Origin of the sequence: Brevundimonas subvibrioides ATCC 15264 (assembly GCF_000144605.1) — a bacterium.
Taxonomy (GTDB): domain Bacteria; phylum Pseudomonadota; class Alphaproteobacteria; order Caulobacterales; family Caulobacteraceae; genus Brevundimonas; species Brevundimonas subvibrioides.
Genome location: NC_014375.1, coordinates 2,597,856 through 2,621,046, shown reverse-complemented (window position 1 = coordinate 2,621,046; position 23,191 = coordinate 2,597,856). Strand labels below are relative to the sequence as shown.

Genomic DNA, 23,191 nt, shown 5'->3' with positions numbered 1-23,191 from the left:
GCGGCTTCTTAGCCACGCCCGGCCAGTTCGTCAGCAGGCGTCTGTCGGGCGTCGTCGTCGCGGGCTATCATGGGGGCCGCTGACCGGTGGTGTCCTGGCGGGGCGTCAGCCGCACACGCTCGGCGAGGGGGCTTGATGAGCTACAAGGATGCACACGGCCGTCGGCTGAAGCTTCAGGCCGCGCTGCAGGCGACGGCGCGTGGGCTGCCGCGCCTCTGGCTGGGGGCCGGTGGCGCGCTGGTCGCCGCGGCGGTGGTTTGGGCCCTGCCGCTGGTCATGGCGGAAAGCCTCGACGTCGGGGGCTGGAGCGCCGGGGTGGCCACGACCCTGACGCTCGTCGCCGTCGGGGCTTTGGCCCGGCTGTCGATCAGCGCCACCCCCAGGGATGCGCGAGCGCTCGGCCTGGGGCCTCTGGGGTTCCAGTTCAGAGGGCCTGAACTGCGTCTGGTCGGGGCGGCGCTGCTGTGCCTGATCTTTCTGAGCATGATCGTGGCTCTGCTGGGCCTCGTCGTCCTGGCGATCTTCGGCGTGGCCGAGCTCGACGTGGCGGCGATCCAGACCCGGAACTGGGCGGCCGTCGGCCCGACCTGGAAGCTGGCGATCCTGGCCGCCGTCGGGATCGGAGCCCTGTTGATCCCGCTGCTGCTGGCCGTGCGGCTGTCGCTGTTCGTGCCCGCGACCCTGGGGCGGCGACAGATGGTGTCGCTGAACAGCATGGGGATCGCCTACGGCAGCTTCTGGCAAATCCTCGGCGGGCTGATCGTCACGAGCGCGCCGTTCGTCGGCGTGGCGGTGCTGACCACCGCGATATCGCCGGGCCATCCTGCGGGGGCCATCGTGCGGATCGCGGCGCTGTTCGCCCTGCAACTGCCCCTCATGCTCGGGTTCCTCGGCGCGGCCTATCGACAGCTCGAGTACTGGAGCCCGGAGCAGCCGCAGCCATGAAGCCGACCTTCTCGATCGGCGAGGCGCTGGCGGCACCGTTCCGGCTGGCCCGCCGACGGCCCGTGTCCCTGTTCCTCTGGGGCGCGATCATGACGGGGGTCATGGTGGCCCTCTATGCCCTGCTGGTGCCCGCCTTCGCGAACGTCCCCCTGGGCGAAGGCCGGGGCGAGGAGGCCGTGGCAGAATACATGCGTCAGTCGCAGATGTCGGCGGTGTGGCTCAATGCCATGACGCCCCTGATGTATCTGGCCATGCTCCTCGTCTGGACCGCGGCGGCGCGCGCGACCCTCAGCCCCGGCAAGGGCGACCGGCTGGCCTTCCTGCGGGTTGGCATGGACGAGGTCCGCGTGGCCGTCGTCTACGTCGCCTGGTTCCTTCTCTGGTACGTCGGCCTGATCGTGCTGGTGATGATCGGCTTCGCCCTCGGCCTGACGATCTGGTTCATCGACCAGACGATCGCCATCGTCGTCGGGGTGGTGTTCGGACTGGGCGTCGCCGTCGTCGCCACCTGGCTGTGGCTCCGGCTGTCCCTGATCGCGCCCGCGACCCTGATCCTGAAGGCCTTCGCGTTCGCGGAGGGCTGGGCCCTGACCCGTGGGCAGGTCTGGAAGCTGCTGGGGCTGAACCTGCTGAAATGGGTGATATCGATCCCCCTGATGTTGGGTCTTTATGCCCTCGTCGCGGCGATCCTCGCGGGCGCCTTCTTCGGCCAGGGCCTGACCTGGCCCGCCGATGCCCAGACGGTCGCCGATCTGCAACCCCTCTTCCGGACCATGCTGCCGGCAGGGGCCGTCGCCCTGATCCCCGTCGCAGGGTTCTATGGGTTCTATCTGGCGTTCAGCGCCGCCCCCTCGATCGTGGCGGCACGGCAGTTGCTGGATGGTGTGCCTGTGCCGCCCGCGCCCATCGTGGCTGACGCTGCGTCCGGGGATGGGCTAGAACCGGCGTGACACAGACCCCCGGGAGGGATTCGATGACGTTTTCGGCCACTGACGCGGCGTTCGAGGGCTTCCGCATGGTGCGCAGGCATCCTCTGGCGATGGTCTTCTGGGCCGGATTGTACCTGCTGGTGTTCGCCGCCTTCTTCGGCGCGTTCGGTGCCAGTCTGGCGAATATCCTGGCCTCCACCGAGACAATGCAGGGCACAGAGCCTTCGCCGGCGGATCTTGAAGGCCTCAGCGCGACCTATCTGGGTCTGTTCGCCCTCGTGGCTCCCCTGGGCCTCGTGCTGAGCGCGGTGCTCAACGCCGCCGTGGCGCGGGCCGTGGTCCGGCCGCAGGAGAAGGCCTTCGGCTATCTGCGTCTGGGGATGGACGAACTGCGGGTCCTCGCCGTGACCGTGGTGATGGCGGTCATCTTCGGCGTGGGAACGATGATCCTGTTCACCCTGATCGGGATCTGCGCCGGTCTGGCCGCCGTCGTGAACGTCGGCCTGGCCTGGCTCGTGGGGATCGTCCTGGGTCTGGGTGCGACCGCAGCGCTGGTGTGGATCATGGTGCGGCTGAGCCTGGCCGTGCCGACGACCGTTGCGGAGCGGCGCATCTCGCTCTTCGACACCTTCGGCCTGACCAAGGGGCATGCCCTGAGCCTGCTGGGCATGGGCGTGATCGCCTTCATCATGAGCATTCTCGTCGGCATGCTGATGGGCGTCGTGGCCCTGCCGCTCACCATGACCACGGGCGGGATCGAGCAGCTGGCGGCGCTGGAAGGATCGTCGAACATCGATGTCCTCAGCGCGGCCTGGCCGGCGATCGCCGCGTTCGTCGTCGTGAACGCAATCGTCTCGGCGCTCCAGCTGGCGGTTCTATATGCGCCGTTCTCCGCCGCCTATCTGGGGCTCAAGGGCCTGCCCCAGGAGGCGTGAGCCGGCCCGACCTGTCCAAGGCTTAACTTGGCCGTATCGCGGCGTGCGACTAGCCTGACGCCTTAACAGGGGTGGGCGACATGGCTGGACGGGAACTCTACGCGGCGGCACCGGGCCGGCAACGCAGGACGTGGTCGGTCGCGGCCGTGATCCTCGCCCTGGCCTTCGTGATCGTGGGACAGATCGGCGCCGTGGTGCCGATGCAGATCACCCGTGCCCTGCCGTCGGACCAGACGCAGTGGCCGACGCTCAGCTACATCCTGTTCGTGGCCTTCGGGCTGGGCGCGGCCCTGACCCTGGCCTGGGTCGTCTTCTTCGAGCGGCGTCGGCTGGCGAACGTGGGCCTGAACGGGGACTTCGCGGTCCGTTTCGGGCGGGGGTTCGGGCTGGGCCTGGCCTATCTGGCGACCGTGGTCTGCATCATCTGGGCGACCGGAGCCTATCGCGTCGAGGCGTCCGGCATCTTCCAGGCCGGCCTTTCGGCGGCGGTGCTGACCCCGCTGGTGGTGCTGCTGTTCGGCTTCATCGTTCAGGGCTCGACCGAGGAGATCGTTTTCCGCGGCTGGCTGATGGGGATCATCGCCTCGCGGCACGGGCTGGTGATCGCCCTGACCGTCTCGAGTCTGCTGTTCGGCCTGGCCCACGCCGGCAACATCGACCCGTCCCCCGAACTGGCTCTGGCCCTGGTCAACATCGCCCTGTTCGGTCTGTTCATCGGCCTGTACGCCGCGCGCGAGGGCTCGATCTGGGGCGTCTGCGGCTGGCACGCGGCCTGGAACTGGCTGCTGGGCACAGGCTTCGGCCTCGAGGTGTCGGGCGAGGTCGTCAACGTCACGCCGTCCATCGTCGACCTGCAGGCCGTCGACGGCGCGGCCTGGTGGCTGACCGGCGGAGCCTTCGGGCCGGAAGGCAGCGTGGTCGTCACGGCCGTGCTGCTGATCAGCGCGGTCGTGCTGGTGCTGCGGGGCGGTTTTGCGCGCCAGGGCGGACTGGCTCCGGCCTGACGCGCCGCCATTGGCGAAATCAGGCGCGCGCCTTCTTGCGCTCCGGCTTGGCCTTGGCCGTTTCCGCCGTCAGAGCCGCGACCCGCGCCTTGCGGCGCGTCTCGTGGCGGTCCAGCACCTCCTTGAGGTAGCGGCCGGTCCAGCTGGCGTCATTGGCGGCGACCTGTTCGGGCGTGCCCACGGCGACGATCTCGCCCCCGCCGTCGCCGCCCTCCGGACCGAAGTCCAGCAGGTAGTCGGCGACCTTGATGACATCGAGGTTGTGCTCGATCACCACGATGGTGTTGCCGGCGTCGACCAGTTCCTGAAGCACCTCCAGCAGCTTGCGCGTATCCTCGAAATGCAGGCCGGTGGTCGGCTCGTCGAGGATGTAGAGGGTCTTGCCGGTGGCGCGTTTCGACAGCTCCTTGGACAGTTTGACCCGCTGGGCTTCGCCGCCCGACAGGGTCGTCGCCGACTGGCCGACCTTGACGTAGTCCAGACCCACGCGGGTCAGGGTCAGCATCTTGTCCCGGATCGGCGGAACGGCCTTGAAGAAGTGGCCGGCCTCCTCGACCGTCATATCCAGAACGTCGGAGATGCTCTTGCCCTTGAAGACAATTTCCAGCGTCTCGCGGTTGTAGCGTTTGCCCTTGCAGACGTCGCAGGTGACGTAGACGTCTGGCAGGAAGTGCATCTCGATCTTGATCAGGCCGTCGCCCTGACAGGCCTCGCAGCGTCCGCCCTTGACGTTGAAGCTGAAGCGGCCGGGACCGTAGCCGCGGGCCTTTGATTCCGGCAGGCCCGCGTACCAGTCGCGGATGGGGCCGAAGGCGCCGGTGTAGGTCGCCGGGTTCGAGCGCGGCGTCCGGCCGATCGGCGACTGGTCGATATCGATGACCTTGTCGAAATGCTCCAGCCCCTCGATCCGGTCGAAGGCGGCGGGGGCGTCCGAGGCATTGTGCAGGCGACGCGCGGCGGCCTTGTACAGGGTCTCGATGGTGAAGGTCGACTTGCCGCCGCCCGACACGCCGGTGACGCAGGTGAACAGGCCGACGGGGATCTCGCCGGTGACGTTCTTCAGATTGTTGCCGGTGGCCCCGCTGATCTTCAGCGTCTTCTTGCGGTTGATCGGGCGGCGGCCCTCGGGCGGCAGTTCGATCTCGCGCTCGCCGGTCAGGTATTTGCCGGTCAGCGACTTCGGATTGGCCATGACCTCGGCTGGGGTGCCTTCGGCGCAGATCTGGCCGCCGTGGACGCCGGCGGCCGGGCCCATGTCGATGACATAGTCGGCGGTCATGATCGCCTCCTCGTCATGCTCGACGACGAGGACCGAGTTGCCGAGGTCGCGCAGACCGCGCAGGCTTTCCAGCAGCCGGGTGTTGTCGCGCTGGTGCAGGCCGATGGACGGCTCGTCCAGAACATACAGCACGCCGGTCAGGCCCGAACCGATCTGCGACGCCAGCCGGATGCGCTGGCTCTCGCCGCCGGACAGGGTGCCCGACGACCGCGACAGGCTGAGATAGTCCAGCCCGACGTTGTTCAGGAACCGCAGTCGGTCGGTGATCTCCTTCAGGATGCGGCGGCCGATCTCCAGCTGCTTGTCCGTCAGGCGATCCGACAGGGTGGTGAACCACAGATAGGCCTTGGAGATCGACAGCCAGCTGATCTCGGCGATGTCCTCGCCATCGATCTTGACCGCCAGGGCCTCGGGCTTCAGCCGCTTGCCCCCGCAGGCCTCGCAGGGGGTCTCGGACTGGAATCGGCCCAGTTCCTCGCGGACCCAGGCGCTGTCGGTCTCGCGCCAGCGGCGGTCGAGGTTGGGAATGACCCCCTCAAACGGCTTGGAGACCTCGTATTTGCGGGCATTGTCGTCATAGACGAACTTGATCTTCTCGCTGCCCGTGCCCTGCAGGATGACCTTGCGGGCCTGGTCCGGCAGTTCGCGCCAGGCAACATCCATCGAGAAGCCGTAGTGGCGGGCGAGGGCCTGCAGCGTCTGGGTGTAGAGCGGCGAAGGCCCGCGCGACCATGGGGCGACGGCCCCCTTGTGCAGGGTCTTGTCGCGGTCGGGGATCACCAGATCGGCGTCGAACGTCAGCTTCAGACCGAGGCCATCACAGACCGGACAGGCCCCGAACGGGTTGTTGAAGCTGAACAGCCGGGGCTCGATCTCGGAGATCGTGAAGCCGGAGACCGGACAGGCGAACTTCTCGGAAAAGAGCAGCCGGCGCGGCTCCTCGCCCTCGGCCGCATTCGCCCATTCGGCCACAGCGATGCCGTCGGCCAGATTGAGCGCGGTCTGGATGCTGTCGGCATAGCGCGCCTCCAGGCCCGCCTTGGTGACGATCCGGTCCACAACGATGTCGATGTCGTGCTTGAACTTCTTGTCGAGCGTGGGCGCGTCCTCGATGGCGTAGAATTCGCCGTCGATCTTCAGGCGCTGGAAGCCCGAGCGCTGCCACTCGGCGATCTCCTTCCGGTACTCGCCCTTGCGACCCCGAATGACGGGGGCCAGCAGCAGCAGCCGCTCGCCCTCGGGCAGGGCGACCAGCTTGTCGACCATCTGGGACACCGTCTGGCTCTCGATCGGCAGACCCGTCGCCGGAGAATAGGGCACACCGACCCGCGCCCAGAGCAGGCGCATGTAGTCGTTGATCTCCGTCACCGTGCCGACGGTGGAACGCGGGTTCTTGGACGTCGTCTTCTGTTCGATCGAGATGGCCGGCGACAGGCCCTCGATCAGGTCCACGTCCGGCTTGCCCATCAGTTCCAGGAACTGGCGGGCATAGGCGCTGAGGCTTTCGACATAGCGCCGCTGGCCCTCGGCATAGATTGTGTCGAACGCGAGCGAGGACTTGCCCGAGCCGGACAGCCCGGTCATCACGACCAGCTTCTCGCGCGGGATGTCGACATCCACGCCCTTGAGGTTGTGCTCGCGCGCGCCGCGCACGCGGATGAAGTTGTGCTTTTCGGTCATGTGGTCCGGGAACGCGGGAAGGCCGGACAGGTGTCCGGTGCAACATCGCTATATGGGCATTGATCCCCGTGATTCAGCAAGAACAATGTGGGAACATTGAGGCTGCTGTCCGCCAGCCCCCACTCCTGCAGAGCATCAGGGTGACGCTGACGTTTACCGGCCGGTCCGTGTCCGGCGGCCGGCGTCAGCCCCAGCCGACGATCTCGCCCATGCGCCTGCCCGGATCGAGCGCCTGCAACTGGGTGCGTGGTTCGGCCTCGGCCTTGCCGAACAGCCAGCCCTGGCCATGGTCGACACCGAGGTCGCGCAGGATATCGGCTGCGCCCTGCGTCTCGATCATCTCGGCGATGGTGGCGACCTTCAGCGAGCCGCAAAGCTCGACCAGATGCCCGATCAGGGTCCGGGCGCGCGGATCGGTTTCCACGCCTTCGACGAACTTGCCGTCGATCTTGACCGTATCGACCGACAGGCCGCGCAGGTAATCGTATGAGGCTGACCCCGCGCCGAAGTCGTCGATGCAGACCTTGATCCCGGCTGCCCGGAGCGCGCCCAGACGACGGTTGGCGGCGTCGACGTCGGCGAGGGCGGCGGACTCGGTGATCTCGACGATCAGCCGCCGGCGCTCTTCGGGTCGCGCCGCGGTCATCCTGAGCAGGGACTGGACGTAACGGTCGTCCGCCAGAGAGGCACCCGAGACGTTCACGGCGAACTTCAGCAGACCCGATCCGGGACGCCGGAGCCGGCCGAGCGCCTTTTCGGCCACGGCGACGTCGAAGCTTTCGATCAGGGCCAGTTCTTCGGCCATGTGGATGGTGTCGGCCGGACCATTGGTGCCGCGGAAGCGCGCCAGCGCCTCGAAATGGTGGACCGCCCCGGTCTTCAGATCGACGATCGGCTGATAGTGAAGCTCGAACCCGCGATCGCGAACCATGGCCCGGAAGGCATCGGCGTTCCTGAGGGTACGCGACAACGAGGCGGTGAAGGTCAGTTCGGGCCGGTCCAGCCCCCCGTCCTTCAGACAGCCCTCCACGGCGAAGCGCAGGGCGCGCAGCGTGTTCAGGGAGTCGCCGCCGACGTCGATGCCGACCTCGGTCGCCCGCACGCCCAGATCGAGACCTTCGCTCAGTCCCAGTTCCCGAACCTCTCCGGCCAGGTCGACGTCCACCGAACGATCGCGCAGCAGGGCGAACCGTTCCGGGCCCAACTGCCCCGTGCTGTTGCCGTCGACGGACGCGGCCTGCAGCGCCGCCTGGACACGGGCGTTCAGGCGCTCTCCGGCCTCGCCCAAGGCTTCCGCCGCCTGAAGCCCCGATACGTCGACGAACGAAACGGCCAGATCCGCCGAGGCTCCGGGCGCGGTGAGGACGTCGCGGGCCCGATCCAGGAAGGCCCCCGGTGTCAGGGCCGGTCGCGACTGCGGATCGTGCAGGCGGTAGGCGGGCCCTTCCCAGGTCACGGCCCCGGAGATGTGCGGCGCCAGGTCTGGCATCATGAACAGACGCACCGTCGCACGCCGCACGCGGCTGTCGCCGGCGGCGAACAGGACTTCCACCGCAGGCGAGCGCGTGCCGGGTTTCAGCGTCGCGAGGACGGCCTCGACCGCCTTGGCGCTGGCCTTTCCGACGCCGTCAAAAATCGATGAGCCGACCAGCGTCTCGGCCAGAACGTCCGTCGACGGTCCGGACCCCATGGCGAAGACGACCTTGCCCTGCGGATGAATCTCGATCAGCAGATCCGAGGCGGCGAAGGCGAAACCCAGAAGGCGCTTGAGATTCTGCATGCGCGCACGGTGCCATACAGCCCTTAAAACTCGCCTCAGACACGTCGTTAACGCGCGGAAACGGGTGCGCCGGAAGGCCTCGATCAGGCCATGCGGTTCAGGGTCACCGCACGGCCATCACCGGCGGCCGCTCGGCCGGACGCGCCGTAGCCCGTGCCCATGGCCCGCGCGCCCGCGACTTCCTGGGCGATCGTGCGCACAAGACCCTCGGAGATGGTTCGGGCGGCTTCCACGGTGCGCGCATGGACGGCCAGGACGGCCTCGAACGCTTCGGTGGCCTTGATGAGACCCATGCGTTCGCTGACAGGTGCCGCGGCCAGCAGGCCGGGGTTCGACTTCAATTGGGCGGACTCGCGACGGTAGAGGTTCGCCAGATCCTGGGTTTCGGCCAGGCTGGCCGTCACATCCTGGGGCCGGCGCGAAGCGAAGGCATCGGTTTCGGCCTCCAGCCGCGCCGTCAGCCGGTCGGTCAGGTCTGTCAGCCGTCGCAGATGAGCGGTGGCCGTGATGGGATCGTAGGTCATGGAGCGACCTCCGTGGACTGTTGAGCCTGCATGCGGACCATCTCGGCCACGACCGTATCGGCCAGGCCGATGCCGCCGGCCTTGACCGTCTGTTTGGCCATGGCGTCGATCATGAAGCTGCGCCATGTGCCCTCGGCCTCTCCGCCACCGAACGGACCGTCGGTCGACAGGCCTTCGAACATGGGCTTCAGCATCTGGGCCAGGAACGACGCCTCGAAATTCTCGGCGGTTTCGCGCATCCGGGCGGAGGCCGCGTTCGGCGCTGCCGGGGCGGGGGCGAGCAGGTCGGCGGAGACGGTCAGGTCGCTCATCACAGCACCTCGATCTCGGCCTGGAGGGCCCCGGCCGCCTTGATGGCCTGGAGGATGGAGATCATGTCGCGGGGCGAGACGCCAAGGGCGTTCAGGCCGTTGACCAGGGTGGACAGGGACGTGGCCCCGTTCACCAGCCGGATCTCGCGGCCCAGTTCCTCCTCAACCGTCACATCGGACTGCGGGACGACGGTGGTCTGGCCCTGGCTGAAGGGGGCGGGCTGGCTGACCTGCGGGGTTTCCTGGACCGAGATGGTCAGGTTGCCCTGGGCGATCGCGACGGTGGAGATGCGGACGTTCTCGCCCATCACGATCACGCCGTTGACCTCGTCGATGATGACGCGGGCGGGAGTGTCGACGGCGACGGGCATGTTCTCGACCCGGCTGATGAAGGCCGCCATGCCCAGCTGGGCCGGCGCGCGCAGGGTGATGACCGATCCGTTTTCGGCCAGCGCCGTCGAGGGATAGGTCGCGTTGATGGCTGCGGCGACGCGCTGGGCCGTCGTGAAGTCAGGGTTGCGGAGAGTGAGGCGGACTTCCTGCAGGCTGTCGAGGTTGAAGCCGGTCTCGCGCTCGACCGTGGCACCCGAGGCGATGCGGCCCGCGGTCGGTACGCCGCGCGTGACCGACGACCCGGACGACCCGGAGCCGGACACCGAGCCGGTCTGAACCGACCCCTGTGCCACCGCATAGACGTTGCCGTCCGCGCCCTGCAGGCTGGTGACCAGAAGCGTGCCGCCCAGCAGGCTCTTGGCGTCGCACAGGCTCGAGACGGAGACGTCGACCCGGGCACCCGGCGTGGCGAAGGGCGGCAGATCGGCGGTGACCATGATCGCGGCCAGGTTCTTGGAGTTGGCGTTCGACCCGCGGATGTTGACGCCGAGGCGCTCGGTCATGCCTTCCAGCGACTGGCGGGTGAAGGGACAGTTGCGCAGGCTGTCGCCGGTGCCGGCCAGGCCGACCACCAGGCCGTACCCGACCAGCTGGTTGGTGCGCACACCCTCGATTGAGGCGATGTCCTTGATCCGCGACTGCGCCGACGCCGTCCCGGCCACGGCGAAGGCCAGGGCGAGCGGAGCGAGGAGGGCGGTCAGCAGTTTCTGCATCGGGCGGTCTTTCGGCGGACGTACTGGGCACGGCCGATGCGAAGATCGTGCCGCTTGAAAAACCCAGCCATTTCAACGGAGGCCCCGACGCCGACGGACGCCTCCCGGCAAATCCTGCCGCCTCGTTAACCAAACGGTGACGGTCGTCTGGCGATGGTGGGGAATGCGACGGAGCGCCCTGCCATGAAGGTCACCGGCCCATCGGGCACCAGCCCCGCTGCCGGGCAACGTCCAGTCCGCGCGAGCGGCGGCTTTTCCGTGCCCCAGGGGGCCGGAGCGGCCTCCGCTGCGACCAGCCAGGCCGTGTCGTCGGCCTCGAGCGTCAGCGACGTCTCCGCCCTGATGGCGCTGCAGGGCGTCGAGACGGCGACCGAACGGCGGCGGCGCGCGGTCCGGCGCGGCGCGGGCCTTCTGGATCGGCTGGACGAGCTGAAACTGGCCCTGCTGTCGGGCGAGGCCGGGGAGGGCGCGCTGGAACGCATGGCCCGCGGTTTGCGCGAGGAACGTCCCGAGGATCCCGACGAAACCCTGAGCGGACTGCTGCAGCAGATCGACCTGCGAGCGGCCGTCGAGCTGGCCAAGGCCGAAGTTCGCCGCACTGCAGCATAAGCCCCGGAAAATCCGGCTCAATCCCCGACGCGGCGATCCGGGTGATGAAGAAATGTCACGCTGCCCGTTACAAGCGAGCTTGGCCGCGATCACGGACGCGCGATGGTAGTTGCCGCGAGTCGCCAACCCTGCCTATAGGCCGTCTTGCGCCATGGGGGGCGCTGCTTCGAGTGTGAGTGCGATGACCGCATTGGCCTCTGTTCCGTCGGACGAACCGGCCGGTTACCGGCCCTCTGACGACGAGCCGTTCATGAACGAACGGCAGCTCGCCTATTTCAAGCACAAGCTGCTGGCCTGGCGAGACGACATCCTGCGTGAATCCAAGGGTACGGTCGTCAATCTGAAGGCCGAGACCGAGAACCATCCCGATCTGCTGGACCGCGCCTCTTCGGCCTCCGACCGGGCGCTGGAACTGCGGACGCGGGACCGGCAGCGCAAGCTGATCTCCAAGATCGAGGACGCCCTGCGCCGGATCGAGGACGGATCCTACGGCTACTGCGAAGACACCGGTGAGCCGATCGGCCTTGGCCGCCTGGAAGCCCGTCCGACCGCGACCCTGTCCGTCGAGGCCCAGGAACGCCACGAACGCCGCGAGCGCGTCCACCGCGACGACTGATACGAGCCTATCCCTCTCCCGGCGGGAGAGGGCTTGAGGCTCGCAGAGCGAAGCGATGCGCCTTCAGCCGAAAGCGTAAGGGGCTGCAGCTCACCCGTTGGCACTGACCCCTCACCCTTTCGCGCCAGAACTCCGGCTGCGCCGTCGTGCGCTCAAGCCCTCTCCCGCCGGGAGAGGGAAACTCACTCCGGAATATCGGCGAAGCTCGAGCCGTAGCGGCCGTCCCGGGCCAGGTTGCCGAAGCGTGTGGTGTCGGCGTCGAAGCTGAGCTTGACGATGCCGATCGGGCCGTGGCGCTGCTTGCCGATCACGACCTCGGCCTGGTGTTGCAGGATGTCCATGTCCTCCTGCCACTTCAGATGCTCTTCCGTGCCCTCGCGGGGCTCGGTGCGGCCCAGGTAGTAGCTTTCGCGATACACGAACATCACGCAGTCGGCGTCCTGCTCGATCGAGCCGGATTCGCGCAGGTCGGACAGCTGGGGCCGCTTGTCCTCGCGGTTCTCGACCTGACGCGACAGCTGCGACAGGGCGATGATGGGGACGTTCAGCTCCTTGGCCAGGGCCTTCAGGCCGCCGGTGATCTCCGACACCTCCTGCACCCGGTTCTTGTTGCCATTGCCCTCGCCGACGGTGATCAGCTGGAGGTAGTCGACGATGATCAGGTCCAGACCCTGTTCCATCCGCTTCAGCCGCCGCGCCCGGGCCGCCAGCTTGGAGATGGCCAGGCCGCCCGTGGCGTCGATGTAGAGCGGGCTCTCGCCGATCTCGATGGCGGCGTCGCGCACCTTGCCGAAGTCCGAAGCGTCGATCTCTCCCTTCCGGAGACGGTCGGACGACACGCCGGACGCGTCGGCCAGGATGCGCATGGCCAGCTGCTCGGCGCTCATTTCCAGCGAGAAGAAGGCGACGACCCCGCCAGACACCGTCTTGCGGCCGTCCGGCGTGGGCTCCCAGCGGTAGTTGCGAGCGACGTTGAAGGCGATGTTGGTCGCCAGCGCCGTCTTGCCCATCGACGGGCGGCCGGCGAGGATCAGCAGGTCGGACGGGTGCATCCCGCCCAGCTTGGAGTCGAGATCGTCGAGGTGGGTGGCCAGGCCGGCCAGTTTGCCGTCCCGCTGATACGCCTCTCCGGCCATCTGCACGGCACCGGCCAGGGCGGTCGAGAAACTGACGAAGCCGGACGACGGCGCGCCGGTCTCGGCCAGGGAATACAGCGTCAGCTCGGCCTGTTCGATCTGGTCGATCGCGGGGGTCTCGGGGTCCGGGGCCTCTTTGATGATCTCGCCGCCGATGCGAATCAGGTCGCGCCGCAGGGCCAGGTCGTAGACGACCCGGGCATAGTCGGGCGCGTTCGCACCCGGCGGGGCCCGGTCCATCAGGTCGGCGAGATAGCGCAGGCCGCCGAATTCGGCGAAGGCCGGATCCTGCTTGAACCGCTCCATCAGGATCGTCGGCTCGGCCAGCATGCCCTGGCGGATATGGTCCTCGATCGCGTCGTAGAGCCGCTGGTGGAAGGGCTCGTAGAAGTGCGACCCGCGCAGCCGTTCGGACAGACGCTCGAAGATGGCGTTGTCGAACATCAGCGCGCCCAGCAGGGCCTGCTCGGCCTCAAGGTTGTGCGGCAGCGACGGGATGGCGACGGAATCGGCGAAGGGGGTGAAGGCGTTCATCGGGTTAACGCATACCCCTCTCACGCCCCTGCGACAGGCCCGGACGTACCCGTGGCGGGGGATCGAATTGGCCCGTCTGTGGACTCCTCGAAAATCCCCAGACGGATCAGTTGGAGGGCCGGATCAGGCGGGGCAGGGATACCGTTCGGCCATCCATTCGCGCATGGCCTGGGTCACGCTGATGTCCCGGCGGCTTTCGGGAATGGCGTTGAAACGGGCCAGAAGGGCGTTGGAGCTGATGCTGATCCGCCCCTCGGGCGAACAGTAGGCCGGGCGTCGACCGGCCGCGACGGCGGCGTCGTGTTCGGATCGGAGTGTCGCCCCCGCCGCCCGAACCTCGCCGATAAGACGGCGCGCATCCGAGCGCAGCAGGGCGGTGGGGTTGCGTGGAATGCCCGCCGCCGTCGACAGGAACTCACGCACGCTCATGGCCTGGGCGGCCGTGGCGGCCAGGGTGACGACGAGCGCCAGCGCAACGCCCCAAGGTCTGATCTTCATTCTGGATTCCCCGACAGACACCAAGCTGAGCTGTTCTTTGTGACCAGATCAAGGGCGGCGGATGCGAAAACGGCGCGGAGATCGCTCTCCGCGCCGTCGTCTGCTGTCGTGTGGGTCTGTGCCTAGAAGGCGTAGCTCAGCCGGCTGTAGAAGAAGCGGCCGTTGAAGCCGTAAGGCGAGTAGCTGGGGAAGCCCACCGAGCCGGTCGCGCCGTTGAGCGTGGTCGGGGTAAAGTCGGGGTATTCGTCCAGCAGATTGTTCGCCCCGATCGCGCCGGTGATGCCGAGCGGGAACTCATAGCGGGCCTCGAGGTCCATCAGCACGGCCGCACCAGTCTCATAGTCCAGGGTGGCGTTGTTGTTGGCGACGAAGACGCTGTCGTAGCTGGTGATCTTGCCGGTCAAACCGAGCCGGTTGTAGGTCCAGTCCGCGCTGGCGACGATCTTCTGTTCCGGCGTGCCCTGCTCGAAGGACAACCGGCTGGACCGGTCGAACAGGAAGTCGTCGGCAGGCGCGATGGCCAGGTTTGCCGGCACGGGCGGGGTCTTGGTGACGTCGGTCTGATTGAAGTTGCCCGCCAGGGTCAGGTCCAGGCGACCGCGTTCGCCCGAGATGCGGTAGCGCGCGACCACGTCGATGCCCTGGGTTTCCGTATCGACCCCGTTGAGGAAGAAGCGCGCGCCTTGCACGTTGAGCGGGGCCAGCAGGGCCGCGATCGCCGCGGTCGAGGCTGCCGGCTGGCTCGGACGGGCCACGCCGAGGGTCTCGGAGTAGATGATCCGGTCGGACACATCGATCCGGTAGGCGTCGACGGTCAGTTCCAGCCCGCCCCAGCGCAGCACGCCGCCCAGCGAATAGTTGACCGAGGTTTCCGGCTCCAGCGGCTTGGCGCCCAGCAGCAGGGCGACGGGATCATCCACCCGGAGCGAAGCATTCTGCTGGAGGACGACACCGGCCTGCGTCGCCACCAGGTTGGTGGCGATGTAGCTGAAGAACTGCTGCTGCAGGGCGGGGGCCTTGAAGCCGGTCGAGACGGCACCGCGCAGGGCGAACTCCGGCGAGAAGTCGTAGCGGCCCGAGACCTTTCCGGTGAACTGATCGCCGAAGTCAGAATAGTCTTCGTAGCGTCCTGCCACGCCGAAGCTGAGCGCCTCGGTCAGCTTGCCTTCCAGATCGACGTAGACGCCGTAGTTGTTGCGGTCCTCGTCCACTTCGTTGGCCGGGGCGAAGCCGGGGAAGCCCTGCGATCCAAGTCCGCCGGTAAGAACCGGCCCGCGGTTGTAGGATGTCGGCTCGCCGGCATTCACGTCGAAGGATTCCCGGCGGAACTCGACGCCGACGGCCAGATTGAGCGGCTCATACAGTCCCACGTCCAGCTGGCGCACGGCGTCGGCGCCGACGGTCAGCTGGTCGTAGCCCAGGCCGCCCGCGTCGAACGAGGTCTGCGAGGCCGCGCCATAGGACGCGTTCAGGCTGTTCTCGACCCGGTAGTCAAGCTCGTTGCGGCCGTAGCCGACGTTGATGTCCCAGTCGAAACCCAGGGCCGGGCCGCGAACCCCGCCGTAGATGTTGTAGTCGTCGATCGCGGTGGCGATGATCGGCAGGAAGCCGGTCGGATAGATGGCGGTGACGTTGTTGGCGTTGTTGAAGGCCCGCGCGGTCGCGGCGGCATTCGAGTCGCGGTGCTGATAGCCGCCGAACGCGTAGGCATCCCAGCCGCCCGCCAGAGGCTTGCCGGCGTTGAAGTACCCCGTCTGCGCTTCGGTTTCCGGGTCGCCGAAGCGGCCGATCACGGTGGTGGACGACCCGTTGGCGACCGAGCCCGGCGCGGCATAGTCGGAGCGGTTCGTCGGGTCGCGCTTCTGGATCTCGCCCGACAGCGTCAGGAAGCCGTCACCCAGCAGGGGCAGGCCGATCCAGCCGGACAGCGACGACTGTTCGCCGTCGGTTTCATTCCGGTTGCCGCGCGCGGTGCGGAAATCGGTGTCGTAGATGCCGTAGTTGGCCGTCACCGCGCCGCCGGAGTTGGCTTCGCGCAGACGCAGGTTGATGACGCCGGCAATGGCGTCGGCGCCGTACTGGGCCGAGGCCCCGTCGCGCAGCACTTCCACCGACCCCAGGGTCACGGTCGGGATCGTATTCAGGTCGAACGCCGTCGAGCCACGACCGATGTTGCCGTTGACGTTGACCAGGGCGCCGATGTGGCCGCGCTGGCCGTTGATCAGTACCAGCGTCTGGTCCGGGGCGAGGCCTCGCAGGGTCGCGGGGCGGACGTGGTCGGATCCGTCGGTGATGGCCGGACGCGGGAAGCTGATGGACGGGGCCAGGGCCGACAGGGCGGCGGCCAGTTCTGTGCCGGCGCCCTGGCGCGTCAGGCTTTCGCCCGAGACGACATCGACGGGCGCAATGGTGTCGAGCCGCGACCGGCCCACGGCACGCGTGCCGGTCACCACGATCTCGTCGACCTCGCTCGCGTCATCCTGGGGGGGCGCGGACTGGGCGGACGCCGCCAGCGGGCAGGCCAGCAGGGTCGCCGCCGAGGCGAAGCCGAGGAGCAGAGAGCGAGTAATCCGGATATGCATGATGGGCCCTGACGACTGGATAAAGGAGCAGCGGATACCGACGTTATGTAGACTTCCTGCTTTCGCAAGAACCGCGTTCGGTCAGGTGAATTGTCGCTCGCAAGAACACTGTAATGCGTAGCGACCTGACTTCTGTGCTCACCAGTTGGGCGTGTAATTGTGGCCGATCAAGATGCAATCATGTCGTAAATCGGGCGTCGTTGTATTTTTGACATGAAACGGACGCAGCCCGAAAACGAAGAAGGGCGCGCCTTTGCGGCGCGCCCTTCAGTATTTCTAATCCGTTCGACGAACGGAAATAGGGTCGGCGATCAGGCCTCGGAGCCGAGACCGTCCTGCTGGCCGGCCCCGCCTTCGACCATGTCGCGTGCCTGTTCGGCGGCGGCATTGCGGTCTTCGTCGTAGGCCGACTTGATGACGTCCTCACCCTTCGCCTGACGCTCGGCTTCATCGGCCGAACGGGCGATGTTGATCTTGACCGTGGCGGTGACCTCGGCGTGCAGGCGAACCAGCACTTCGTGGACACCCAGGGTCTTGATCGCCGTGTTCAGGACGACCTGCGAGCGTTCGATCCGGCCGCCTTCGGCCTGAACGGCCTCGGCGACGTCGCGGCCCGAAACCGAGCCGTACAGCTGGCCGGTTTCACCCGCCTGGCGGATCATGACGTAGGACTGGCCGTCGATCTTGTCGGCGACCTTCTGGGCCTCGCCCTTGTTCTTCTCGTTGCGGGCCTCGATGGCGACGCGGTCGAGTTCGAACTTCTCGAGGTTCTTGGACGTGGCCCGCAGCGCCTTTTCACGGGGCAGCAGGAAGTTGCGGGCGAAGCCATCCTTGACGGTGACGACGTCGCCGATGGCGCCGAGGTTCTCGACGCGTTCGAGCAGAACGACCTTCATCTTATTTCACCACATAGGGCAGGAGGGCCAGATAGCGGGCGCGCTTGATGGCCTTGGCCAGTTCGCGTTGCTTGATCTGGGACACGGCGGTGATGCGCGAGGGCACGATCTTGCCGCGTTCGGAAATGTAGCGCTGCAGCAGCTTGACGTCCTTGTAATCGATCTTCGGCGCGCCTTCGCCCGTGAACGGGCAGACCTTGCGACGACGATTGAACGGACGACGGCCGGAACCGGATCCGACGGGCATGCCGGGGGTGGAGGTGGTATCGGTCATGGGTTCAATCCTCCTTACGCGGCCACTTCGGCGTCTTCACGCGGCGTGCGTTCGCGATCGCGTTCACGCTCGCGCTCACGACGGGCCAGCAGCGGCGACAGTTCCAGGTCGAGTTCCTCGACGCGGACGGTCAGCCAGCGCAGCACGTCCTCGTTGATGCCGAGCTGACGCTCGACTTCGGCCATGGCGGGCGGGGGGCAGTCGATGGCCAGCAGGGAGTAGTGCGCCTTGCGGTTCTTCTTGACCCGGTAGGTCAGGTTGCGCAGGCCCCAGTACTCGATCTTGGCGACGGAACCGCCGCCGGCCACGATCAGGTCCTTGATGGTGTCGTTGAGGGCTTCGGCCTGTTGCGCGCTGATATCCTGGCGCGACATGACCGTGTGCTCGTAAAGAGCCATAGTGCAGTCTCCCTTGTAGGGCGTCGGCGCAGACGGACCGGGTGAAGTCCGAACCACGATGGATCCTGAAGCGGCGGCCGGAATGACTTCCCGAACCCTTTGGTGTTCCGCATCAGGACCGAAGCCCTGGAAAGCGGGCGCGTATAGGGGAAAAGGGGGCAGAGAGCAACCGCAAAGGGCCATGCTTGCCCGCGCTGGCCAACCGGCTTACCCCTCCGCCCTTCTGACAACCATCACGGACCGACCATGACACTCGCGCTTCTCTTCCCCGGACAGGGCAGTCAGGCCGTCGGCATGGGGGCCGTTCTGGCCGAGACGTTCGCGTCCGCACGCGAGGTGTTCGCCGAGATCGACCAAGCCCTGGGCCAGGATCTGTCCGGCCTGATGCGCGACGGTCCCGAGGACCAGTTGACCCTGACCGAGAACGCCCAGCCGGCGCTGATGGCGGTGTCGCTGGCGGTGATGCGGTTGCTGGACAAGGAATTCGGTGTGTCCGTCGACCGCGCCGCCTTCGTCGCCGGCCATTCGCTGGGCGAGTATTCGGCGCTGGCGGCGGCCGGTGCCCTGTCGATCGCCGACACGGCCCGCCTGCTGAAGCTGCGCGGCCAGGCCATGCAGCGCGCCGTGCCGGTGGGGCAGGGGGCGATGGCCTCTCTGATCGGGCCCAAGACCGACCTTGCCCTGGCCGAGGCCGCCGCGGCGGCCGGCGCCGAGGTCGGCACCTGCGTGGTCGCCAACGACAACAACAACGGCAACGTGGTCATCTCGGGCGACAAGGCGGCCGTCGATCGCGCCATCGAGAAGGCCAAGGAACTGGGCGCACGGGCGATCCCGCTGAACGTCTCCGCCCCCTTCCACTGCCCGCTGATGCAGCCCGCCGCCGACGAGATGGCGGCCGCCCTCGCGTCCGCGAACCTGATCGCGCCGTCCGTCCCCGTCGTCGCCAATGTGACGGCCCGGCCGGAGACGGATGCCGACACCCTTCGTCGCCTTCTGGTCGAACAGGTCACCGGCCGCGTGCGCTGGCGCGAGAGCATGATGTGGATGGCGGGGGAGGGCGGCGTGACCCGCTTCGTCGAGATCGGTTCGGGCAAGGTGCTGACGGGCATGGCCAAGCGGATCGCGCCGGACGCCGAGAGCCTGGCGCTGAACACACCCGAAGACATCGAGGCCTTTGCGAAGTCGCTGGCGGAATAAGGAAACCATCATGTTCGATCTCACAGGCAAGACCGCCCTCGTCACCGGGGCGACGGGCGGCATCGGCGGGGCCGTGGCCCGCGCCCTTCACGCCCAGGGCGCGACCGTCGTCCTGTCCGGCACGCGCGAGGCGGTGCTGGCGGATCTGGCGGGACAACTCGGCGAGCGCGCGCATTTCGCCACGGCGAACCTGTCCGACCCGGCCTCGGTCGACGCCCTGGTCGGGGTGGCCGAGGAAGTCGCGGGCGCGGGGCTCGACATCCTGGTCGCCAATGCGGGCATCACGAAGGACGGCCTGCTGCTGCGGATGAAGGACGAGGACTTCCAGTCGGTCCTGACTGTGAACCTTGAAAGCTATTTCCGCCTGAGCCGTGCGGCCATGAAGGGCATGATGAAGCGCCGGTCCGGCCGGATCATCGGCGTGACCTCGGTTGTGGGCGTCACCGGCAACGGCGGCCAGACCAACTATGCGGCCTCCAAGGCCGGCATGATCGGCTTTTCCAAGTCGCTGGCGCAGGAGGTCGGCTCGCGCGGCATCACGGTGAACTGTATCGCGCCAGGCTTCATCACCTCGCCCATGACCGACGTCCTGAACGAGCAGCAGCGCGAGGGCATCCTGCGCCATATTCCCGCCGGCCGCCTCGGTACCGGCGACGAGATCGCCGCCGCCGCCGTCTATCTTTCATCCGACGAGGCGGCTTACGTCACGGGCCAGACGCTGCACGTCAACGGCGGCATGGCGATGATCTGATCGCCGAAGGAACAAGCCGATGATCGTCTTCCGCTATCTGGCCACCATCCTCGCGGGTCCGCTGCTGCTGATCGGCGTCATCTGGGTGCTGCAGGGCCTCAACATCCTGCCGGGCAGCTTCATGACCGGCCAGATCATCTGGGCGATCTACGGAGCGCCGATGGCTCTGGTCGGTGGTGCGCTGGTCTGGTGGATCAACCGCGGACGGCGATAACACCGCGTTACGGTCTATTTCCCCCGGCGAGGGGTGTGCTAAAGCGTCGGCAACCGGTTGGGTCAGCGAGGCGTTGCCTCTTGCGCAAGCGGGGCCGTCGTGAGACGGCACACCAAGATTACAACGCCGCCCCGGGCGGCCCTAGAAGGCAGAGACACCCATGTCCGATACCCTGGAACGCGTCCGCAAGATCGTCATCGACCACCTGGACGCCGATCCGGACAAGGTCACCGAAAAGGCCAGCTTCATCGACGACCTGGGCGCCGATTCGCTCGACAACGTCGAACTGGTCATGGCCTTCGAAGAAGAATTCGACATCGAGATCCCCGATGACGCCGCCGAACACATCCAGACCGTCGGCGACGCGGTGAAGTTCATCGACGAAAAGACCGCCGCCTAAGCGCCACGGTCCCATCGGCAGGCAATGGCCGCCCGGCACTCCTAGCGGAGACGCCCGGCGGCCATTACTGTTTCTGAATCAGGATTCTGCTGGAGCGCGAAAGCATGCGTCGCGTCGTCGTCACCGGTCTCGGCCTCGTCACCCCTCTGGGCACGGGAGTCGAGCATAGCTGGAAGGGCATCGTCGAGGGGCGCTCCGGCATCCGTCCGATCACGGCCTTCGACACCGAAGGCTATGGCTGCACGATCGCCGGAGAGGTTCCCAGCGTGGACGGGCGCGGCGGCGGGGGTCCGGACGTGCCGGGCAGCTTCGATCCCGACGCGATCATGACGCCGAAAGAGCGCAAGCGCGTCGACGACTTCATCCTGTTCGGCATCGCGGCGGCCGACGAGGCGCTGATCGACGCCAACTGGCATCCCGAGACCGACGAGGACAAGGAACGCACCGGCGTCATCATGGGTGCGGGCATCGGGGGCCTCGGCCCCATCGCCGACAGCGCGCAGATCCTCGCCGACTCGGGTCCGCGCCGGATCAGCCCCTTCTTCATCCCGTCCGCCCTGATCAACCTGGCCAGCGGCCAGATCTCGATCCGGCACCAGCTCAAGGGTCCGAATCACGCGGTGGTCACGGCCTGCGCCTCGGGCGTCCATGCGATCGGTGACGCGGCCCGCATGATCGCGTTCGACGACGCCGACGTGATGGTGGCCGGCGGGGCGGAAAGCTCCATCGTGCCGCTGGGTATCGCCGGCTTCCTGGCCTGCAAGGCCCTGTGCACCGCCTACAACGACACGCCCGAGGCGGCCTCGCGCCCCTACGACCGGGGCCATGCCGGCTTCATCATGGGCGAGGGCGCGGGCGTCCTGGTGCTCGAGGAGTACGAACACGCCAAGGCTCGCGGCGCCAAGATCTACGCCGAGGTGATCGGCTACGGCATGAGCGGGGACGCTTTCCATATCACGGCCCCGTCCGAAGACGGCGACGGAGCCTACCGGGCCATGAAGGCCGCGGTGAAGCGGGCCGGGATCGCGGTCGAGGACATCGACTACGTCAATGCCCACGGGACCTCGACCATGGCCGACTGGATCGAGCTGCGCGCCGTGGAGCGGCTGGTGGGCGACCATGCGAAGAATCTGGCCATGTCCTCGACCAAGTCGATGACGGGCCATCTGCTCGGGGCGGCCGGGGCCATCGAGGCGGTGTTCAGCGTCCTGGCCATCCGCGACCAGATCGCGCCGCCGACAATCAACCTCGACGACCCGGAACACGAAACCGCCATCGACCTCGTGCCACACAAGGGCAAACCCATGGAGATCGACGTGGTCATGTCCAACAGCTTCGGCTTCGGCGGCACCAACGCCTCGGTCATTTTCCGCAAGGTCGCCTGATGCAGTTTCGCCGGGGGGCGCGGACGCCGGGGACCAAGCGATCCGGGATGGTGGCAGCCGCTCTGGCGGGCTCGGCGACCGTCAGCCTGTTTCTCATCGCCGGCCTCGCCTGGGCCTGGAGTGTCTATTATGCGCCCGGACCGTCGGCGCGGGCGGGGGATGCGACCATCGTCGCCCTGCCGTCGGGATCGGGCGTTTCGGCGATCGCCGCCCGGCTGAAGAGCGCCGGGGTGATCCGGTCCGTCGACATGTTCAAGGCTGCCGCGACCCTGACCGGGGCGGACCGGCGCCTGCGGGCCGGCGAATACGAGGTGCCGACCCGGGCCTCGCTGAAAAGCGTGCTGGCTCTCCTGACCGACGGCCGCGTGGTCCGCCATTTCGTGACCATTCCCGAGGGATGGTCGTCGGCCCAGGCGGTGGACATCCTGAACAGGGAAGCGGTCCTGACCGGCACGATCGCCGAGGTGCCGGAGGAGGGCTCGCTGTGGCCCGAGACCTACGAGGTCGCGCGGGGCGAGACGCGGGCCGAGGTCATCGCCCGGATGCAGCGCGCCGCCACCGAGAACCTGGCTGAACTGTGGGCCCAGCGCGGACCCAACACGGTCGTCCGTACGCCCCGGGAGGCCCTGATCCTGGCCTCCATCGTCGAGAAGGAGACCGGCATCGCGCGCGAACGGCCGCAGGTCGCGGCCGTGTTCTCCAACCGGCTGCGCATCGGCATGCGGCTGGAAAGCGATCCGACCATCATCTATGGCATCACCAAGGGGCTGCCGCTGGGCCGGGGCATCCGTCGCTCCGAACTGGAGCGCGATACGGGGTACAACACCTATCTGATCGACGGCCTGCCGCCGACGCCGATCGCCAATCCGGGCCGGCAGTCGCTGGCGGCGGTGCTGAACCCGCCGCGCTCCCAGGACCTGTTCTTCGTCGCCGACGGTACCGGGGGGCACGTCTTCGCCTCCACCTACGAACAGCATCTCGCCAATGTCGCGCGCTGGCGCTCGATCGAGTCGGGCCGGGCCGGGCCGCCTCCGGCCGAGGCCCTGCCGCCGGGTACGGCGCCCGTCACACCGCCGCCGACCGGCGATGCCGTCATCACCATGCAGGCTCCCGGAGCCCTGACGCCGTCCCGCGCGACGGCTCCGTTGCGACCGGCTGTGCAGGCCCCGACCACCCCACCGGCCCCGGCGAACGGGCCGTGAGCGTGC

At 67.7% G+C, this 23,191-nt stretch carries 23 protein-coding genes; 12 read left to right on the top strand and 11 right to left on the bottom strand.

The genetic code is table 11. The features are described from left to right. Window positions 1–135: 135 nt before the first annotated feature. From BRESU_RS13010 to BRESU_RS12995, 4 genes are all read left to right on the top strand, one after another. Entirely contained in the window at window positions 136–945 is an 810-nt protein-coding gene (locus BRESU_RS13010; protein WP_013270021.1) for a hypothetical protein, read from the top strand. Next, on the top strand, window positions 942–1,895 hold the full coding sequence (locus tag BRESU_RS13005) for a hypothetical protein (RefSeq protein ID WP_013270020.1): 954 nt from the start codon (window positions 942–944) through the stop codon (window positions 1,893–1,895). The genes BRESU_RS13010 and BRESU_RS13005 overlap by 4 nt, the downstream gene beginning before the upstream one ends. 23 nt (window positions 1,896–1,918) lie before the next feature. Then, window positions 1,919–2,809: a hypothetical protein gene (locus BRESU_RS13000; protein ID WP_013270019.1), complete on the top strand. Its 891-nt coding sequence runs from the start codon at window positions 1,919–1,921 to the stop codon at window positions 2,807–2,809. 80 nt (window positions 2,810–2,889) lie between these two features. Further along, window positions 2,890–3,813: a CPBP family intramembrane glutamic endopeptidase gene (locus BRESU_RS12995; protein WP_013270018.1), complete on the top strand. Its 924-nt coding sequence runs from the start codon at window positions 2,890–2,892 to the stop codon at window positions 3,811–3,813. A gap of 19 nt (window positions 3,814–3,832) precedes the next feature. Here BRESU_RS12995 and uvrA read toward each other — a convergent pair whose 3' ends face one another. The 5 genes from uvrA to BRESU_RS12970 form a co-directional block, all read right to left on the bottom strand. Beyond that, window positions 3,833–6,772 carry an excinuclease ABC subunit UvrA gene (gene uvrA, locus BRESU_RS12990; RefSeq protein WP_013270017.1) on the bottom strand — a complete coding sequence of 980 codons (2,940 nt, stop codon included), beginning with the start codon at window positions 6,770–6,772 and terminating at the stop codon, window positions 3,833–3,835. 184 nt (window positions 6,773–6,956) lie between these two features. Beyond that, window positions 6,957–8,552, bottom strand: coding sequence for an EAL domain-containing protein (locus BRESU_RS12985; protein WP_013270016.1), 1,596 nt, complete (start codon window positions 8,550–8,552; stop codon window positions 6,957–6,959). Between the two features lie 83 nt (window positions 8,553–8,635). After that, window positions 8,636–9,076 carry a hypothetical protein gene (locus BRESU_RS12980; RefSeq protein ID WP_013270015.1) on the bottom strand — a complete coding sequence of 147 codons (441 nt, stop codon included), beginning with the start codon at window positions 9,074–9,076 and terminating at the stop codon, window positions 8,636–8,638. After that, entirely contained in the window at window positions 9,073–9,387 is a 315-nt protein-coding gene (locus tag BRESU_RS12975; protein ID WP_013270014.1) for a rod-binding protein, read from the bottom strand. The genes BRESU_RS12980 and BRESU_RS12975 overlap by 4 nt, the downstream gene beginning before the upstream one ends. Then, window positions 9,387–10,493 carry a flagellar basal body P-ring protein FlgI gene (locus tag BRESU_RS12970; protein ID WP_013270013.1) on the bottom strand — a complete coding sequence of 369 codons (1,107 nt, stop codon included), beginning with the start codon at window positions 10,491–10,493 and terminating at the stop codon, window positions 9,387–9,389. The genes BRESU_RS12975 and BRESU_RS12970 overlap by 1 nt, the downstream gene beginning before the upstream one ends. 183 nt (window positions 10,494–10,676) lie before the next feature. On the opposite strand from BRESU_RS12970, the gene BRESU_RS12965 reads away from it, so the two are divergent. Next, entirely contained in the window at window positions 10,677–11,102 is a 426-nt protein-coding gene (locus BRESU_RS12965; protein ID WP_013270012.1) for a flagellar assembly protein FliX, read from the top strand. 181 nt (window positions 11,103–11,283) lie between these two features. Further along, window positions 11,284–11,718: an RNA polymerase-binding protein DksA gene (gene dksA, locus BRESU_RS12960; RefSeq protein WP_013270011.1), complete on the top strand. Its 435-nt coding sequence runs from the start codon at window positions 11,284–11,286 to the stop codon at window positions 11,716–11,718. Window positions 11,719–11,900: 182 nt separating this feature from the next. Here dksA and BRESU_RS12955 read toward each other — a convergent pair whose 3' ends face one another. From BRESU_RS12955 to rpsF, 6 genes are all read right to left on the bottom strand, one after another. Further along, the gene (locus BRESU_RS12955) at window positions 11,901–13,388 is read right to left on the bottom strand and encodes a replicative DNA helicase (RefSeq protein WP_013270010.1); all 1,488 of its coding nucleotides are present in this window, start codon (window positions 13,386–13,388) and stop codon (window positions 11,901–11,903) included. Window positions 13,389–13,511: 123 nt separating this feature from the next. After that, window positions 13,512–13,886, bottom strand: coding sequence for a hypothetical protein (locus BRESU_RS12950; RefSeq protein ID WP_013270009.1), 375 nt, complete (start codon window positions 13,884–13,886; stop codon window positions 13,512–13,514). A 122-nt stretch (window positions 13,887–14,008) separates the two neighbouring features. Further along, a complete protein-coding gene (locus tag BRESU_RS12945) occupies window positions 14,009–16,468 on the bottom strand; it encodes a TonB-dependent receptor plug domain-containing protein (protein ID WP_013270008.1) in 2,460 nt (819 codons plus the stop codon). A gap of 311 nt (window positions 16,469–16,779) precedes the next feature. Beyond that, window positions 16,780–17,364, bottom strand: a complete 585-nt coding sequence (rplI, locus tag BRESU_RS12940; protein WP_013270007.1) for a 50S ribosomal protein L9 — start codon at window positions 17,362–17,364, stop codon at window positions 16,780–16,782. A 1-nt stretch (window position 17,365) separates the two neighbouring features. Next, entirely contained in the window at window positions 17,366–17,638 is a 273-nt protein-coding gene (gene rpsR / locus BRESU_RS12935) for a 30S ribosomal protein S18 (protein WP_013270006.1), read from the bottom strand. A 14-nt stretch (window positions 17,639–17,652) separates the two neighbouring features. Then, on the bottom strand, window positions 17,653–18,036 hold the full coding sequence (gene rpsF, locus BRESU_RS12930; protein ID WP_013270005.1) for a 30S ribosomal protein S6: 384 nt from the start codon (window positions 18,034–18,036) through the stop codon (window positions 17,653–17,655). Window positions 18,037–18,282: 246 nt separating this feature from the next. On the opposite strand from rpsF, the gene fabD reads away from it, so the two are divergent. From fabD to mltG, 6 genes are all read left to right on the top strand, one after another. Beyond that, complete coding sequence (fabD, locus tag BRESU_RS12925) at window positions 18,283–19,233, top strand: ACP S-malonyltransferase (protein ID WP_013270004.1); 951 nt, start codon at window positions 18,283–18,285, stop codon at window positions 19,231–19,233. Between the two features lie 10 nt (window positions 19,234–19,243). Next, window positions 19,244–19,984: a 3-oxoacyl-[acyl-carrier-protein] reductase gene (gene fabG / locus BRESU_RS12920; protein ID WP_013270003.1), complete on the top strand. Its 741-nt coding sequence runs from the start codon at window positions 19,244–19,246 to the stop codon at window positions 19,982–19,984. A 19-nt stretch (window positions 19,985–20,003) separates the two neighbouring features. After that, window positions 20,004–20,198 carry a hypothetical protein gene (locus BRESU_RS12915; protein WP_013270002.1) on the top strand — a complete coding sequence of 65 codons (195 nt, stop codon included), beginning with the start codon at window positions 20,004–20,006 and terminating at the stop codon, window positions 20,196–20,198. 160 nt (window positions 20,199–20,358) lie between these two features. Beyond that, window positions 20,359–20,598, top strand: a complete 240-nt coding sequence (locus BRESU_RS12910) for an acyl carrier protein (protein ID WP_013270001.1) — start codon at window positions 20,359–20,361, stop codon at window positions 20,596–20,598. 104 nt (window positions 20,599–20,702) lie between these two features. After that, entirely contained in the window at window positions 20,703–21,983 is a 1,281-nt protein-coding gene (gene fabF, locus BRESU_RS12905; protein WP_013270000.1) for a beta-ketoacyl-ACP synthase II, read from the top strand. Next, entirely contained in the window at window positions 21,983–23,185 is a 1,203-nt protein-coding gene (gene mltG / locus BRESU_RS12900) for an endolytic transglycosylase MltG (RefSeq protein ID WP_013269999.1), read from the top strand. The genes fabF and mltG overlap by 1 nt, the downstream gene beginning before the upstream one ends. Window positions 23,186–23,191: the final 6 nt, after the last annotated feature.

What these genes read in the sequence shown, in the direction of transcription:
- BRESU_RS13010 (WP_013270021.1), top strand. Translation starts at nt 136, where the DNA reads ATGAGCTACAAGGATGCACACGGCCGTCGGCTGAAGCTTCAGGCCGCG.
- BRESU_RS13005 (WP_013270020.1), top strand. Translation starts at nt 942, where the DNA reads ATGAAGCCGACCTTCTCGATCGGCGAGGCGCTGGCGGCACCGTTCCGG.
- BRESU_RS13000 (WP_013270019.1), top strand. Translation starts at nt 1,919, where the DNA reads ATGACGTTTTCGGCCACTGACGCGGCGTTCGAGGGCTTCCGCATGGTG.
- BRESU_RS12995 (WP_013270018.1), top strand. Translation starts at nt 2,890, where the DNA reads ATGGCTGGACGGGAACTCTACGCGGCGGCACCGGGCCGGCAACGCAGG.
- uvrA (WP_013270017.1), bottom strand. Translation starts at nt 6,772, where the DNA reads ATGACCGAAAAGCACAACTTCATCCGCGTGCGCGGCGCGCGCGAGCAC.
- BRESU_RS12985 (WP_013270016.1), bottom strand. Translation starts at nt 8,552, where the DNA reads ATGCAGAATCTCAAGCGCCTTCTGGGTTTCGCCTTCGCCGCCTCGGAT.
- BRESU_RS12980 (WP_013270015.1), bottom strand. Translation starts at nt 9,076, where the DNA reads ATGACCTACGATCCCATCACGGCCACCGCTCATCTGCGACGGCTGACA.
- BRESU_RS12975 (WP_013270014.1), bottom strand. Translation starts at nt 9,387, where the DNA reads ATGAGCGACCTGACCGTCTCCGCCGACCTGCTCGCCCCCGCCCCGGCA.
- BRESU_RS12970 (WP_013270013.1), bottom strand. Translation starts at nt 10,493, where the DNA reads ATGCAGAAACTGCTGACCGCCCTCCTCGCTCCGCTCGCCCTGGCCTTC.
- BRESU_RS12965 (WP_013270012.1), top strand. Translation starts at nt 10,677, where the DNA reads ATGAAGGTCACCGGCCCATCGGGCACCAGCCCCGCTGCCGGGCAACGT.
- dksA (WP_013270011.1), top strand. Translation starts at nt 11,284, where the DNA reads ATGACCGCATTGGCCTCTGTTCCGTCGGACGAACCGGCCGGTTACCGG.
- BRESU_RS12955 (WP_013270010.1), bottom strand. Translation starts at nt 13,388, where the DNA reads ATGAACGCCTTCACCCCCTTCGCCGATTCCGTCGCCATCCCGTCGCTG.
- BRESU_RS12950 (WP_013270009.1), bottom strand. Translation starts at nt 13,886, where the DNA reads ATGAAGATCAGACCTTGGGGCGTTGCGCTGGCGCTCGTCGTCACCCTG.
- BRESU_RS12945 (WP_013270008.1), bottom strand. Translation starts at nt 16,468, where the DNA reads ATGCATATCCGGATTACTCGCTCTCTGCTCCTCGGCTTCGCCTCGGCG.
- rplI (WP_013270007.1), bottom strand. Translation starts at nt 17,364, where the DNA reads ATGAAGGTCGTTCTGCTCGAACGCGTCGAGAACCTCGGCGCCATCGGC.
- rpsR (WP_013270006.1), bottom strand. Translation starts at nt 17,638, where the DNA reads ATGACCGATACCACCTCCACCCCCGGCATGCCCGTCGGATCCGGTTCC.
- rpsF (WP_013270005.1), bottom strand. Translation starts at nt 18,036, where the DNA reads ATGGCTCTTTACGAGCACACGGTCATGTCGCGCCAGGATATCAGCGCG.
- fabD (WP_013270004.1), top strand. Translation starts at nt 18,283, where the DNA reads ATGACACTCGCGCTTCTCTTCCCCGGACAGGGCAGTCAGGCCGTCGGC.
- fabG (WP_013270003.1), top strand. Translation starts at nt 19,244, where the DNA reads ATGTTCGATCTCACAGGCAAGACCGCCCTCGTCACCGGGGCGACGGGC.
- BRESU_RS12915 (WP_013270002.1), top strand. Translation starts at nt 20,004, where the DNA reads ATGATCGTCTTCCGCTATCTGGCCACCATCCTCGCGGGTCCGCTGCTG.
- BRESU_RS12910 (WP_013270001.1), top strand. Translation starts at nt 20,359, where the DNA reads ATGTCCGATACCCTGGAACGCGTCCGCAAGATCGTCATCGACCACCTG.
- fabF (WP_013270000.1), top strand. Translation starts at nt 20,703, where the DNA reads ATGCGTCGCGTCGTCGTCACCGGTCTCGGCCTCGTCACCCCTCTGGGC.
- mltG (WP_013269999.1), top strand. Translation starts at nt 21,983, where the DNA reads ATGCAGTTTCGCCGGGGGGCGCGGACGCCGGGGACCAAGCGATCCGGG.